The 14,584-nt window shown below is 39.3% G+C and carries 14 protein-coding genes; 10 read left to right on the top strand and 4 right to left on the bottom strand.

From position 1 onward, the window contains the following. Positions 1 to 58: 58 nt before the first annotated feature. Positions 59 to 652, bottom strand: a complete 594-nt coding sequence (locus M4J38_RS05470; RefSeq protein ID WP_251758526.1) for a hypothetical protein — start codon at positions 650 to 652, stop codon at positions 59 to 61. Between the two features lie 947 nt (positions 653 to 1,599). Between M4J38_RS05470 and M4J38_RS05465 the strand changes: the two genes are divergently transcribed. The 5 genes from M4J38_RS05465 to M4J38_RS05445 all read left to right on the top strand — a co-directional run bounded on the left by M4J38_RS05465 (position 1,600) and on the right by M4J38_RS05445 (position 5,304). Beyond that, positions 1,600 to 2,148 (top strand): GNAT family N-acetyltransferase, encoded by a 549-nt coding sequence (locus M4J38_RS05465; RefSeq protein WP_251758525.1) that lies wholly within the window; start codon positions 1,600 to 1,602, stop codon positions 2,146 to 2,148. A gap of 106 nt (positions 2,149 to 2,254) precedes the next feature. Continuing rightward, complete coding sequence (locus tag M4J38_RS05460) at positions 2,255 to 2,491, top strand: HTH domain-containing protein (protein WP_251758524.1); 237 nt, start codon at positions 2,255 to 2,257, stop codon at positions 2,489 to 2,491. A gap of 56 nt (positions 2,492 to 2,547) precedes the next feature. Continuing rightward, positions 2,548 to 3,264: a hypothetical protein gene (locus M4J38_RS05455; RefSeq protein WP_251758523.1), complete on the top strand. Its 717-nt coding sequence runs from the start codon at positions 2,548 to 2,550 to the stop codon at positions 3,262 to 3,264. A gap of 644 nt (positions 3,265 to 3,908) precedes the next feature. Continuing rightward, the gene (locus tag M4J38_RS05450) at positions 3,909 to 4,289 is read left to right on the top strand and encodes a hypothetical protein (protein ID WP_251758522.1); all 381 of its coding nucleotides are present in this window, start codon (positions 3,909 to 3,911) and stop codon (positions 4,287 to 4,289) included. A gap of 235 nt (positions 4,290 to 4,524) precedes the next feature. Next, complete coding sequence (locus tag M4J38_RS05445) at positions 4,525 to 5,304, top strand: phytanoyl-CoA dioxygenase family protein (protein ID WP_251758521.1); 780 nt, start codon at positions 4,525 to 4,527, stop codon at positions 5,302 to 5,304. A gap of 81 nt (positions 5,305 to 5,385) precedes the next feature. Here M4J38_RS05445 and M4J38_RS05440 read toward each other — a convergent pair whose 3' ends face one another. The 3 genes from M4J38_RS05440 to M4J38_RS05430 all read right to left on the bottom strand — a co-directional run bounded on the left by M4J38_RS05440 (position 5,386) and on the right by M4J38_RS05430 (position 7,175). After that, positions 5,386 to 5,838, bottom strand: coding sequence for a carboxymuconolactone decarboxylase family protein (locus M4J38_RS05440; protein WP_251758520.1), 453 nt, complete (start codon positions 5,836 to 5,838; stop codon positions 5,386 to 5,388). A 159-nt stretch (positions 5,839 to 5,997) separates the two neighbouring features. Then, on the bottom strand, positions 5,998 to 6,243 hold the full coding sequence (locus M4J38_RS05435) for a hypothetical protein (RefSeq protein ID WP_251758519.1): 246 nt from the start codon (positions 6,241 to 6,243) through the stop codon (positions 5,998 to 6,000). A gap of 137 nt (positions 6,244 to 6,380) precedes the next feature. Further along, entirely contained in the window at positions 6,381 to 7,175 is a 795-nt protein-coding gene (locus M4J38_RS05430; protein ID WP_251758518.1) for a hypothetical protein, read from the bottom strand. Between the two features lie 223 nt (positions 7,176 to 7,398). On the opposite strand from M4J38_RS05430, the gene M4J38_RS05425 reads away from it, so the two are divergent. The 5 genes from M4J38_RS05425 (at position 7,399) to M4J38_RS05405 (ending at position 14,509) form a co-directional block, all read left to right on the top strand. Then, positions 7,399 to 7,644: an OmpA family protein gene (locus M4J38_RS05425; RefSeq protein WP_251758517.1), complete on the top strand. Its 246-nt coding sequence runs from the start codon at positions 7,399 to 7,401 to the stop codon at positions 7,642 to 7,644. 658 nt (positions 7,645 to 8,302) lie between these two features. After that, a complete protein-coding gene (locus M4J38_RS05420) occupies positions 8,303 to 9,367 on the top strand; it encodes a TlpA disulfide reductase family protein (RefSeq protein WP_251758516.1) in 1,065 nt (354 codons plus the stop codon). A 26-nt stretch (positions 9,368 to 9,393) separates the two neighbouring features. Further along, positions 9,394 to 11,001, top strand: coding sequence for a vitamin K epoxide reductase family protein (locus tag M4J38_RS05415; protein ID WP_251758515.1), 1,608 nt, complete (start codon positions 9,394 to 9,396; stop codon positions 10,999 to 11,001). Beyond that, positions 11,002 to 13,191, top strand: coding sequence for a peptidase domain-containing ABC transporter (locus M4J38_RS05410; RefSeq protein ID WP_251758514.1), 2,190 nt, complete (start codon positions 11,002 to 11,004; stop codon positions 13,189 to 13,191). It abuts the gene before it with no gap. Next, on the top strand, positions 13,181 to 14,509 hold the full coding sequence (locus M4J38_RS05405) for an HlyD family efflux transporter periplasmic adaptor subunit (protein WP_251758513.1): 1,329 nt from the start codon (positions 13,181 to 13,183) through the stop codon (positions 14,507 to 14,509). The genes M4J38_RS05410 and M4J38_RS05405 overlap by 11 nt, the downstream gene beginning before the upstream one ends. Positions 14,510 to 14,584: the final 75 nt, after the last annotated feature.

The following is a 14,584-nucleotide window of genomic DNA, read 5'->3' as shown; positions in this document are numbered from 1 at the left end:
AGAGATTTACATGTATGTTAAGGTTCGCTTGAGGATGTTGAATACGTGAAGCTGTGGACTAAATCAATTCATCTATTTTGGATATCAACGCCTTAGCGGTTTGTTCAGTAAGGTGCCTGGCGAGCACAACTTCGCGTTCACCATACTGAATGCATACTTTAAAACTCCGATTGCGTATATTGCCGCGAATGGCTTTATGGGCGGCGCCACTTACTGCCGACATTCCCTGTCCTAAATTATGCATGGTACCTGCTACGCCAAATCCGTGTACCGTAGTATGCACACGAATGCTTTCCCTTTCTCCCTTTGGTGTTTTAATGTAAAGCCCTTTGATGTCTTTCACATCATAGTTGATTCCGTTCAACTCAAACCCCTCTTTTGTGAAGCTGAATTGTCCACCTTTCCTGATTACGCGGTTTTGCAGCAGCATAAAACCAACAATCAGCGCGGCCGTCCAGAGTATAAAACTCGAAAGGAAAGAAGATAAATTGTTTTCGCTGGTAAAATTGGCGATGAGCAAACCGAGTGCCATAGTGGGGACCAGGAGCGGGAAGATGATGATGAGCGTTAATCTTGCCGCTTTCCAGTTAATGGTATACTTTCCGTTGTCCTGGATAACGTTAAAGCTGTAGTTGGGGTTGGCGGTTGGCATGTCTTTTGAATTTTCGTACGTTATTATTGCATGATTGCAGGCAAATATATTGTTGTGAAATGCCAGGGGTTGTACCCCCATCGTGTACAAATAATAGATTTTTCTCTTCTGTCCTTTTTCAGCCAGGCCGCTGATTTTACTGATGAGATGTACGCAAAAAGGCCGTTTCCCATGTTGTTCGCCTTTGTTCTGAAGCTACGCGGTTTCAAAAAAATGGGAGCGTCTCAAATTTTCCTTAGCGTTTTTCTGAAGTTGACCTAAAAACGAAGCCCCCGGTAGACACCGGGGGCTTGAATGACTTTGGGTCATTAAACCATTAAACCTTATCCTATGAGCTTGCAAGATACTACCTGTTTGAAAAAAGTCCAAGTTAAGCGGTGGTTAATGTGGCAGGATGCGTTTTGCGGCTCCTTGTAATTTTTAATAGTGAGCCCAAAATGAGAAGTTTTTCCAAAGAGTAAAAATTTGTATGCGCTATCTCGAAGTCCTGGCATATGATAGTGGATTTGAACTGCCTGGTAGAATTTGGGGAGCTTCAATATGCTGCCGGATCGGTCAGGACATAAGCGGAAACATGGGTATCAACATGTGCGGATATCTTTGCTGCGGGGGAAGAAATGCGGTAATACGCTGCCGGGGAAAGCCCCGAACGATGAAGGGAGTGACACAACGAAAGCCGAAGCTTGCCCCAAAGTTCGCTGACCAAAAATACTAACCAGAAAGCCGGTTTTGATATTTCAGAAAATCTTTATATTTTTCTAATCTACTTCAACCCGCCTTATCCTTGCCGCTCATCGTGTAGGACTGAGGTGGCGAAGCATCACAAAAAACATCAATAAGGCGCTGAACTTTAATCAACATCGTTAACGTACGAGGGGGAAATATTTTCGTTGTTGTGAGTTGAAGGTCAGCATATTGATGAATCTACTATTCCAGCATTCGATCGTATGAAAGCAATGGAATTTCCAACACTAATGACTGACAGGCTTTTGCTTAGGCAATTTGTTGACTGCGATTTACATAAAGTATTCGAGGGACTTTCTGATCCTGAGGTCATCGAATATTATGGGGTTAGTTATAAAACCCTGGAAAGTGCAAAAGAGCAAATGAAGTTCTTTTCAAAATTGGAAACAGATGGCAGTGGTATTTGGTGGGCCATTTGCTCGCTGGACAACAAAGCTTTTTATGGTGGTGTAGGATTTAATAACCTAAGCAAAGAACATAGAAAGGCTGAAATCGGATGTTGGTTGTTGAAAGACTTTTGGCGGAGAGGAGTAATGACAGAGGTCATGCCCATCGTTTGTGGCTATGGGTTTGAAATATTGAGATTGCACAGAATTGAGGGGTTTGTAGAGACAGGCAACATAAGTTGCAAAAATGCAATGAAAAAGCTTGATTTTAACTATGAGGGCACTATGAGGGATTGTGAAATTAAAAATGGAAAATTTATTAGCATAGACATCTATGCGAAGCTTAGTACAACGGACCTGGCATGAGGGTAATCGTGATGTTCATTTTTATAAGGGAATTCATTTACGGAAAGAAATTCCTGCCATCGCAAAGCCCTACCGTTGTACTGGATGCTATCTAAAAAAAATCATTATGCCTAAGAAGTTTATTGACAGATTTACAAGAATTGACCAGCTGATTGCCAGAAAAGCAACCGGAACGCCACAGGAGCTTGCAGAAAGATTAGACATTTCGGAGAGCACATTATATGAATACTTTGCAGTTATGAAAGATTTAGGTGCCCCCATTAAGTACGACAAAATAAAATGCACTTATTACTATGAAATAAACGGAAGGTTCAAAATAAAGTTTTTCGAAGAAAATTTTTGACTCCAATATTATCGGAGTGACAGTTTCTATTTTTGTTTTCCTAAAAAACAGAAACTATGAAAAATTTTTTAATTGCCGTTCTAGCTATTTCATTGGTCTCCTGTAAGAAAGAACAAAAGGGGATCGCCACCTTCGACAATGAAAAAGATGCTCAATTAATTAGCTCATTGAAGGTGGCTTATGGATTATCCGCCTTCGATGTTGCCCCAAGCCAATCGCAAAGTGATGTAATATTTTCTTCTCTTTCGGGTTATACCGGGGTCTACAGTAGAATTGCTTCCAAAATTCAAAAAAAATCTATCAGGCTTTTTGAAAATAAAAATGAAGGAATAACAGTTGCCATGATGCGTTTCGAAGAAACCCCTGAAAAATATTATGCTGTAAAAGGCTATTTTTCAAAAGGAGCTTTTCAGATAACGAATGAATTCCTTTTTGGACGAAAAATTACTGATCAGAACAGCGGACAAATCGTAATCACCAATAATAGCGATGCGATTTTAATTGATGTTGAAAATGGTATTCAATTCTTTACACAACTTGGTTATAATGACGCTGAATATAGAATCATCCAGGTGAAGGACTGCCAGGGAAATCATGGCGGAACTGGCTTTTGCCAAAGAGAACCTGGTGAAAGTTTTTCGAATTGTTACAAAGCGGAAAAAGATGAATTTTGCGATGGCTTTTGGTCTTGCTTAGCTGTTGATACACAACCACAAGTGATGCTTCTCATAGCAGCTGCTTGCGGTTGTAATGCAACTCAATGTTCTAAGTGAAATACTTAAAAAAAGAACAATGAAAAATATAAAGTCTATTTATATAGCCCTGACTTGGCTGATAGTTTCAGTTGTTGCTACAGTTTTAAAATTCACACACAGTGTAAATTGGTTGACGGAAATTTTATTTGCAATTGTATTTGTGTTATCGATAATTCTTTTGGTGAAATTGTGGAATCGAATGGGTACGAAAAGGGCTTAAAATAAAAAAGGAGGCCGTCTCAAAAGTATTTGAGGCGGCTTTTCGATTATGTAGGATTGTCACATGTCGGCATTTTAATACGCTATTGTTCTCCTCTTGCTTCTACTGAAGCTGCGCATTGGGGTGTTGCTTTAAAAAAGCATATTCCTTTATTTGCTCAGGAAAAAATATAGAAGAATACAACTTCTCCATTCTTTCTTTACTCGCTGAACTTAAGGATAGTCAAGGCGTACTGTGCGCTTGTGAATAGGAACGGCGTGTTGCTGGATAAAATTATACCGTACAATAAAAGAGAATTTACAAGCGGGCATGATCTCGTACTGAAAGCCGCAATAGAAATGGCGAAATACAGATATGAAAGATGATAGATTCTGGTTAACTTCGACTATCGGTAACAGTGTGTTCAGGTATTATGAAACAAGCAAATAAACAGGTTTGATCAATGAAAAAGGATTTAAAATTTCCTGGGTTGCTGCTCTTCTTTTCTGTGCTCGGTTTCTGTTGCTACGCCCAACGCGTTCGTGTGGTATCAGTGCCCAAAGATTCGGTAAAAGGACTGGTTGATGGGCTGCACCTGCTTTATGCCGTTCATAATTTCAAGGACAAAATGAAAATACAGGAACTGGAGCTGAGAACGATGAGAGGTCTTGATACCGTTGATAGTTTGCAGTTCGGCAAAGATTCTTTGATCGTTAATTTTTATAACCCGGAAAGAAAGTTATTGAAGAAGATCGTTCAAAAGTACAGGGTGCCGAAAAGAAAATACGACGACTCTACGGTATATTTCTATAATACCATGATTGATCATTTCCGCGAAGAGTGAAATGGTTGAAAAACATGCGGCCATTCAGCTTGGTTCGTTTAGCGATTCTTTTTAACTTCACACCTATGACCATGACAGTGATGTTATAATTTCTCTTTCAAGCTTAGTTCTTAAGCTACACGCTTTATTCATACAAAGCGCAACTTTCTATATTCATTTTATTGGTAAACGAAAACCAGGTTCACGGCCGGGCAAAATTTGTTGCTGTGTAGGACTGGTTTATAACAAAAAAATCATGTCAGCTATATTAGGAGAAAAGGAAATAGAGCAGTTTATTCATAACGGCTATGTACGCATCGATAATGCGTTTTCACAGGAAATTACCGGCGCGGCTTTGGACATTTTATGGAAAGACCTGCCCTGCGACAGGTTGAACCCATCTACCTGGACAAAACCTGTTATTCGTTTGGGGATGTACACCCAACAGCCTTTTATTGATTCGCTCAACACGGACAAGCTGCATTCAGCTTTTAACCAATTAATTGGTGAAAATAGATGGATTCCCTGTAGAAATGTAGGCACGTTCCCCGTCAGGTTTCCCGCTGATAAGCAGCCGAATGACACAGGTAAGCATGTAGATGTAAGTTTTCCAGGAAAAGATCCTGAGAATTATTTTGAATGGCGTGCGAATGTAAAATCCAGGGGGCGGGCCTTATTGATGCTGGTATTGTATTCTGATGTCAGCGAAAAAGATGCCCCGACAATAATTTATGAAGGCTCACACATTGATATTGCACGGATATTGTCTCAGGAGGACGATTTTGGTCTCTCCTTTATGGAACTGACGGGAAAGGCGGAGGCGCTACCCGAAAGAAAAGAAGTATATGCTACGGGTAAGGCTGGTACGGTTTACCTGTGTCATCCCTTCTTGGTGCATGCCGCTCAACCGCACCGGGCCAAAACGCCAAAATTCATGGCGCAACCGCCTTTGCTGTTAAAGGGGGAATTGAATATTTCCGGTGCTGCCACTGGCTATACGCCCGTTGAACGGGCCATTCGTTTAGGGATAGATTAATTGGGAAAGATCATAGAAAGAGGTTGTTTTTTACAGCCTCTTTCTATTTAGTAAAACCTGAAATTTCTAATGACGCTCGCCCTACGCCATACTGTCCCCTATCTGCAGCTGTGTACTTAGTACAATCCTGTTCCAGAGATTGATGGTAACAACCGCCATTATCATATCCGCAATTTGTGTTTCATCAAAAAACCGCAAGGCGCTGGTGTACGTTTCATCAGACAATCCATGCTCGTGGATCAAAGTTATTTCTTCTGTTATGGCCAACACTACTTTCTCTTCCTCCGTAAAAATATTTCCTGCTTCTCTCCAGGCATTCAGCAAAAAAATGCGCTGCTGGGTTTCGCCATTTTTGATGGCGTCACGGGTATGCATGTTGATGCAGAACGCGCAACCATTAATTTGTGAGGCACGGATCTTTATAAGTTCCCTCGTTGTTTTGGATATGGCGCACTGTGAGAGATAGGTTTCTAAACCAATCATTGCTTTTAGCGCATTTGGGGCTACCGCTTTCATGTTAAATCTTTTTTGCATGGTGTTCTTATTTGAATTGTTCAATGCAAAATTGAAAAATGAAAAAACGTTAAAACTTAAGCTGGTTTAAGAAATTCGCAGGAATAGCCGCGGATATAGCGCAGGCCTAAAATTTCCTGGAGCGTGCATTTTTCTTCGGGTTTTTGAACTTTTTTTTGCTCAGTTCGGAGCGGACGAAGTACACTCTGCCTCCTTGTTTGTAAAAGGGCAGTCCTTCATGCGTTCGTGCAGGGTGACCAGTGAGATGTGGAGCAGCCCCGCCGTCTGCTTGCGGTTGAGCAGGATTTCCTCTCCGGGTGGTGCCGGACCTGTTGTTGCCCCCGCCGTTTTTTCCAGGCATTCCATCACCACTTCCCGCACCCACCGCCGGAACTCCTGTTCTTCAGGAATAAAGAGCGTTTGCATACAGATTCGTTTTATCCGTGCAAGTTGGGGTAAACGGACACGCCAGTCAATGCACGATGAATCGGGGATTCTTACGCCTTCTAACTGAATAGGTTAAACGAAGTACGGGAAGGGTGCGGCAGGCAAATGCAGGCCAGTTATTCGTAGAAAAACTCCCGGAGCGCCTCGGTGAGTTTACGGACTTTGGGATGGTTCGGCCTGATTTGTCCGTTCAGTTGCCCGATGGTTTTCTGGATGGTCGGGATTTTTTTGTCCCGGAAATGCTCGACATGGAGGTGGAGGATGGTCGCTATATCAATGTCGGATATGCGCTTGAACAGTTGTTCTGATTTTGCAACATGGGCGGGTGCGGTCACTTCCTTGAGCAGGATCAGGCACTGGATGAGTTTGTCCTCATGGCTGCGGTTGTTGAGTTCGATGCTGCCGGTGGGCAGGCGACCGGCGGCGAGGTGGAGCTTTTCTTCCGCCTGTTGGAAGAGGGCTTCCATGCGCTCGTGCAGGGTATGGGACGGTGCGGCGACGATGGGCTGCGCCTGGTTAGCGCCCTCGGCTTCGGTGACCCAATGCAGGGCGGTGAGCAGTTTATCCCGGTAGGCTCTCGGAAGTTTTTGCCGGAGCCGGTCGGTGAGCTCATAGTGGAGGAAACGGGTAAAATCAGTTTTATCCGGGTAGCGCTCGTAATGAAACCCGATGAATCGGTAGATATCGGAGCCGCTGAGCGCGGCGATGCGGTTGAAACACTCGTTGTAATACCTGCGCGCGAAAGGCTCCCGGCGGAAATACAAATGCCAGTCGTTTTGGCTTTTACCGATGCGGTACCGGAAATAGGGCGTGAAGTTTCCGGGGGTGCGGATGCCAGTACCAGCTTGGAACATGCGCCGGAGCAGTGCGCCGATCCGGGCGGGCAGAGGTGTTGTCGCTTTGCGGTTCATGCGTGAAAATTTTGCCGTTAAGGATGGCGGGAATGTCGGGAAAAGGGTCGGAAAGGGATATGCGAAAACCTATTATTAATATGCGGAAAGCAAATTTTATCTTGTGCATTACCGGGGCTGTGGTTATTGGCGGCTTGTTTTCTGGTGGCGATTGTGAAAGGAAGAAGAGATTAATGTTGTTGAATAGCGCAACGAAAGAACAGCATCTAATGGATCGGAATAAGTGTATAACGGCACCGATACTTTAAACAAGGTGCTTTCTTTGAAGCGGGCCGAATCGGTTGCCGCCTATCTCATTTCCGAACTGCCACAGTTAAAAGAGCATGTTGTTACCATTGGCTACGGCAATAAATTACCGGCGGCATTGAATGACACTCCGGAAAACAGAGCAAAAAACAGAAGGGTCGAAATAGTGGTCAGCTATGTGGAGTTGGGAGGGCTTCGGAGGAATGAAATAAAAAAACGGTAATCAGGAACGCAAGCAAAAACATCACGGTATGGACGGGGGTCGTGGGGGTAAATATCATTTATGTACCTTACCTGATTTTTACGACTTCCGGAGGTGAGCAGCGTGCGCTGAATTTTATCGTATGGTCAATGATATGAAAGCTAAAACTAGTTCAATATTATACACAGTTCAAATTTTATATCTATAAAGAGGACTATAACCGAAAACAATTACTCAAAACCGTTAGAAACGTTCAAACAATACCCATTTAGTAGTATTTTTTACTCGCGAAAAAAAAAATCTAGAAAAAAATAAAATCTAATGCTTCTCGTATAATTTTTCATTTTAACTTTCAGCCACATTAAACCAAATTTTGTTTTATGAAAAAAACAGTTAAGTTGAATTCCTTTGCATCGAGCCTTACAAGAAGTGAGATGAAAACAATTAAAGGCGGCGATGGTCTTACCCCCGGAAGAGATGAAGATTTCGGCTGCATGGGATGCACTGCCGACTGGGAGTGTCAACAAGTAAACAAAGGAAAGTGTACTAAGCAATGCAAGAACGGTAACACCGGATGTAGCGCTTGGTAAACTCCTTTTCTGCAGGACAGAGATTCTGTCCTGCAGATACCAGAAACATCGCTGAGATACTGTTGTCTTAATCAAAATGTGGTAAAATAATGATTAGGATCGCGTCATTTGACAACAAAAGAAATAGATACAAAGAAATACGTCAAGCCATATTCTTTACTTTAATACTTATTCTTCTTCTTAACACCCCTACTATCGCCCAAAAATATCAGAAATTCACGCTCCGAGTTTCAAATAAATCTCTGCTTAAAATAGATCTCCGCCTGGGGGAATCATTTTTCTTAGAAGGATACAAAGCTGCTAAGAAAGAAATTTCAAAATCTACTTTTGGTGACACCATATTTGTTTTCTCTGGAGAAATATTATACCCAACTGCGTTTAGGATATTTGGTGGAGTTGACACACTCAGCATTAATGAATTACTGTTCATTGAGCCAGGATCGCAAAGTTTAGAAATTTCCCTTGTTAATAATGAACTTATAATCAATAATAGGCCATCAACGAGAATTGAAAATGAGTATCGCGAATTCCTTAAAGGTATAAAGGAAAAAAATGCGGATGTCGAAATAGACAAAGAGCTATTTTCTAATTATGTTAGTCATCACAAGCAATCATTTGTTGCACTATACCTTATTATTAATCAAGTGTTTAATTACGATTTAAAGCCATCTTCAAAAACAATCTTAGCGCACTTTGATAAGATGATTCAAAAAACTAAAGCTTATAGATATTTCCAAAGTCAATATTTTCCTTCGCATAAATTTATTCCGCTCACTTTAAAGGATTCTGCCAGCAACCAAATAAACATTGATCCAAAGAAACAAAAAAAAAACCTGCTAATAGAATTTTGGTTTACAGGGTGCAAACCCTGTTATGCCAAAATGAAAGAAATTAAAGAAACCCAGTTCACCGACCTATCAAATATTGTGGACTTTCTGAGTATCAATACGGACGAAGAAGGAGTAACGGAAGAAGCTTGTGCAGTGTTAAATAGCATGGATTTACCGTGGATAAACTTATGGGATGCCAATGCCGAGAGCTTTAGGAAATATGGAATAATTTATAAATACCCGAGTAATATTTTAATTGATGCTAAAGGTGAAATTATTGGTCGCGATGTTGATATTAAAAAGTTGAAGGAATTTTTGGATTAATAATCTTTATCGATTTAACCTTACTTATGAATTTGAAACAAACCGGTACAGATTCTGTACTGTCATTTCTATCTCATGCTGGCATGAAAGTTGACGAGATCGAATTTAGAAATCAAGTCATCGGACACCCTAACTACCCGAGTATTTTGTGTTTTAGCGATGCATTAACTTTCTTTGGTATTCTTCACTCCACCCTGCGCTTAGAAAAAAAGTTTGTCTTAGAGCTCCCTCCTGAATTTATCGCACTTATTCAAGTGGACGGAGATTCAAAACTCTGTTCAGTGAAAAGAACTGACAAAATCTTTCAAATAGAAAATGAAAAACTTTCGGAAGAAACGTTTAAAAAGGTCTTCGAAGAAGTCGTTTTAATTATTGAAGAGGATAAAGCAACGACAAAAGGCGCTGGTCTTAATTGGTCTATTAAAAGAATAAGTACTTTACTAATTGCAATAGTATCAATTTATTTGTTAGCGATTGGCAGCTATAGTGCAAGTGCATATATATTAATTGTTACTTCTTCAATAGGCCTTATTTTGGCAATTGAAACCTTCAGACAAACAATAGGAAAATCTGGAATTGTATCTAGCCTCTGCAAAATAAGTATAACATCAGACTGCTCATCTGTAGTAAAATCTCAGAAATGGAAAGTATTTGAGATACTTCCATTCTCTGATTTAGCGATTGTCTTTTTTACAGCACAACTAATACTACTTTTTTATTCACTAGAAACACCAATAACAACACTAATTTCATATTATAGGGCCTTTATTTGGCTATCAATACCAATTAGCACTCTTTCAATATACTATCAATGGAAGGTTGAAAAGAAATGGTGTACACTATGCCTATCAATTATCATAATTCTATATATTCAAACATATGTATTTTACTCCCTTTCTAGAAGTTTAAGCTTTTATATCTCCATCTATCAGTTTTTAGCTTTCAGTTTGGTAAACGTTCTAATTCTCTTTACTTGGATAGAGGTCAAAAAGCATATCCTTGCTTCACTTAACACTGAGAAGAAGCTTAGACGAAAGATAAAACAATCAAGAAGCATCAAACTATTTGATTATGCTTTAAAGTCCAATGAGCGGGCTCCTGTCCCTATAACGGAAAAATCAATTATTTATAAAAGCTCAAAATCCAAACACCGGCTGACAATAGTAACCAGTCCATTTTGCGGTCACTGTTATCAGGTACACAAAGATATAAACAAAGTGTATGAGTTAGTAAAAGAAGACCTGGACATACATATCATCTTCAACAATGATATAAACTCTCGTCAATCAGACATTGCAAGATACTTTCATCAATTCTTCCACAAGAATGGTTTTGAGGTTTTTCATGATGAATACCTTCGATTTATGAGTTTAAAGAAAAGTGAATTAGATAAAAAGCTCATTGAAATTACCCGAAGTTCCAAAGACTATACGTCTGATGATATACTGATTGAGCAACGTGATTTCTGTTTAGAGCAAGACATCTTTTTTACTCCAACGTTAATAATTGACGGTCACCCGTTTCCTACTGAGTTTGATAGAGACGATCTCATGTTCTTTCTTCTCGAACTTTGTGAAGGGGAAAGTACTCCCGAATATGCTATTGATAACGAGATAAGAAATACCACTTTTTAGATGCGCTTCCCTTTTTATAAGCAAGCCAATGAAATGGATTGCGGGGCTACATGTTTAAAAATGGTAGCCAAATTTTACGGAAAAGAAATCTCTATCGAAAGTCTGAGAAATGCGACTCAAACAACAAGAGAAGGAACCTCTTTTCTCGGACTTGCCGATGCGGCGGAAATGAATGGTATCCGAACTTCAGGGGTTAAATTATCATTCAATGATTTAATTGAAAAAGCTCCTTTGCCAGCTATTATTCATTGGGAGCAGAAGCATTTTGTAGTTGTAATACCTGCTTCTACACGTCATAAAATATATGTAGCAGACCCTGCTCAAGGCATTATAAAATATGAAAAAAACGAGTTTACTTCAAAGTGGATAGGTCATGACAATCATAACTCGGATGGGCTTGTTCTTTTGCTAGAGCCTTCTCATGATTTTCGATTATACGGAGAAGAAGAAAATACACAAAAAAAAATTGGATGGAAATTTTTATCTAGTCATCTCATAAAGCACAAGCGATTTTTTCTGCAATTATTCATAAGTCTAATACTAATCTCATTATTTCAAGTTATACTCCCATTTCTTACACAAAGTATTGTTGACGTAGGCATAGCAACGAAAGATCTCTCATATGTAGCAATGATTTTGTTTGCCCAATTATTCTTACTTGCAGGGAAAGCTACTACAGAGTTTATTAGAGGTCATATTCTACTATTCATAGGAAGTAGGATAAATATCTCGATTCTTTCGGATTTTTGGATAAAATTAATGAATCTTCCTTTATCATATTTTGATACAAAAAAAACAGGAGATATTCTTCAACGCATACATGATCACGGTAGAATTCAGCAGTTCCTTACGACGGGCTCATTAAATATTATATTCTCTATCATCAATTTAGTATTATTTTCATTTGTTCTTCTTTTTTATTCCTCTTCCGTATTTGCTGTTTTCTTTATTGGGACATTAGCATATTTTTTTTGGGTTAGATTGTTTTTAAGCCAACGAAGAAAAATTGATTACAAAAAGTTTTCCCTTCAAAGTCGAGAGAATACTTCAACTATACAGCTAATTCAAGGGATGCAGGAAATACGGATTTACGACAGCGCCAAATATAGGAGATGGGAGTGGGAAAAGTTACAGGTTTCAATATTCAAGCTTGATTTTAAGAGCCTATCAATAAACCAATATCAACAAGCCGGTGCATTTTTTATAAATCAAACTAAAAACATCATCATCCTGTTTTTGTCTGCAAGAGCCGTAATAAACGGTGAGTTGACTTTAGGATCTATGCTTGCGATAGAATATATTATAGGGCAGCTTTCAGGCCCGGTTGAACAGCTGATTTCATTCGTTCAACAAGCTCAGGATACAAAGCTTTCTTTAGAAAGATTAAATGAAGTTCATGTGCTGGAACCAGAAGAGAATAAAGGCTTCAAACATTTTGATGTTCAGACATCGAAAGACATTTGTTTACGTAAGTTTACATTTACGTACCCTGGTGCAGGAAATACACCAGTACTTTCCGATATTGATCTCATTATTCCAGAAAAGAAAACTACAGCCATTGTCGGAATGAGCGGTAGCGGAAAAACAACGCTATTAAAAATTTTGCTCAAATTCTATACCGACTACTCAGGTGAGATAAAGGTAGCCAATACGGATTTCAATGCAGTTAGCCCAGCGCAATGGCGAGCGTCATGTAGTTGTGTTTTACAAGACGGATTTATTTTTAATGATACTATTGCCAATAATATTGCGATGCAGCCAATACAGATGGATGAGCAGAAAGTAATGGATGCCTGTAGAATAGCAAATATTTTAGACTTCGTTGAATCGCTTCCGTTGGGTTTAAAGACAAAAATAGGGGCGGAGGGCGTTGGTTTAAGCCAAGGACAAAAGCAGCGGATTTTAATTGCCAGAGCTATTTATAAAAATCCTGATTTTTTATTTTTTGATGAGGCAACAAATGCTTTAGATGCAAAGAATGAAAAAATGATAATGGAGAACCTTCAATCATTTTTTCAAAACAGAACTGTGCTTGTTGTCGCACATCGGCTAAGTACAGTAAAAAATGCCGACTACATTGTGGTGCTTCATCAAGGGCGCCTGGTGGAATATGGAACTCACACAGACCTTTCTTTGAGGAAAGGCTACTATTATAACCTTGTCAAAAATCAGCTTGAACTTGGAAATTAAAAATATTTTATCGACAAATGATAAGAAGGATTTATTTGACGTGTACAGCGAGAGAAGTGAAGATGTAAATACATTTCTACATAGCAGTCCATCGTTTCTAATCAAAAAGGGAATTTATATCATTATCGGGTTAGTCTTATGTTTAGTTGCTATGTCTTGGTGGATAAGATATCCAGAGATCATAGTTGCCAAAGCTCGGCTTTCAAGCGCCAACAGCGAAAAGGTAATCATTGCAAGAAAATCAGGAAAAGTTAACAGGTTATATTTTAGTCATTTAGATCAGGTTGGGCAGGGAGATGTGTTAGCGCATATCGAAAGTGTTGCTAGTCCCACCGCAGTGAACTTGATTAAAGCGCAACTTGACACAATCACCAAACTTTTGGCTTCTGGCGATTATAGAGATGTTTTACAATACTTTGATAAATACAATAACATTGAGTTTATTGGCGGTCTAGGGGAGCTGCAAGCTTCCTTTCAAACATTTATGCAAGTTTTTCTCGAGTTTAAAGATTTTATAGGTAAAGGATATTATCAACAAAAGAGAAAGATGTTAACGCAAGATTTGGTAATTCTAAAACATCTATCGAGAAACTTGGCCGTACAAGAAAATTTAATCGAAAAAGATATCGCATTAAACAACAAAACATTTGAATCCAAATTATCCCTTTTAAAGGACAAAGTTCTGTCTCCAGAGGAGGTAAGGGCTGAGGAAAGCAAATTTATTAATAAGCAACTTTCACTTCCTCAAATTAAGTCTTCTCTTCTACTTAATGAAGCAAGGATAAATGATAAAACAAAGGAAATTTATGAACTCGACATTGCGCTAACGACTCAAAAAAGCCTATTTATTCAGGCAGTTCAGTCTATGCGCTCCGAAGTCGAAAAATGGGAATACTTATACTTATTGAAAGCCCCAATTAATGGCCGGCTAGCATATGCGAGCTTTTTTGAAGAGCAGCAAGAATTTGTTGCGGGGCAGAAGATTTTTTATGTTGAACCACAAAACGGCCCTAAGTTTATTGAAATGATACTTGCGCAATACAATTTTGGAAAAGTAAAAGTTGGGCAAAAGGTATTATTCAAGGTTGATGCTTATCCTTATCAGCAGTACGGGAAAATAGAAGGTGAGATTACATATGTAAGTAATGTGGCAACAGATTCAGGGTATCTTGCTAAAGTATCCTTAACAAACGGTTTAAAGACGAGTTTTGGATATTCAGTGCAATATAAGAGCGGCCTTTCACTAACTGGAGAGATTATTGCAGAAAATTCAAGGTTGTTAGAAAAAATAGCTCGACTTTTTCCATCACGTCAATAAATAACTGAATTCCTATGTCAATGTGTCAAACCTAATAGTTGGGGAATGATTATTTGAGAATGGGTGGCTAAATCG

The organism is Parasegetibacter sp. NRK P23 (assembly GCF_023721715.1).
In the GTDB taxonomy this organism is placed as follows: domain Bacteria; phylum Bacteroidota; class Bacteroidia; order Chitinophagales; family Chitinophagaceae; genus Parasegetibacter.
Note: the sequence above shows the minus strand (reverse complement) of the source record. Positions and strands in the feature narration are given on the sequence as shown.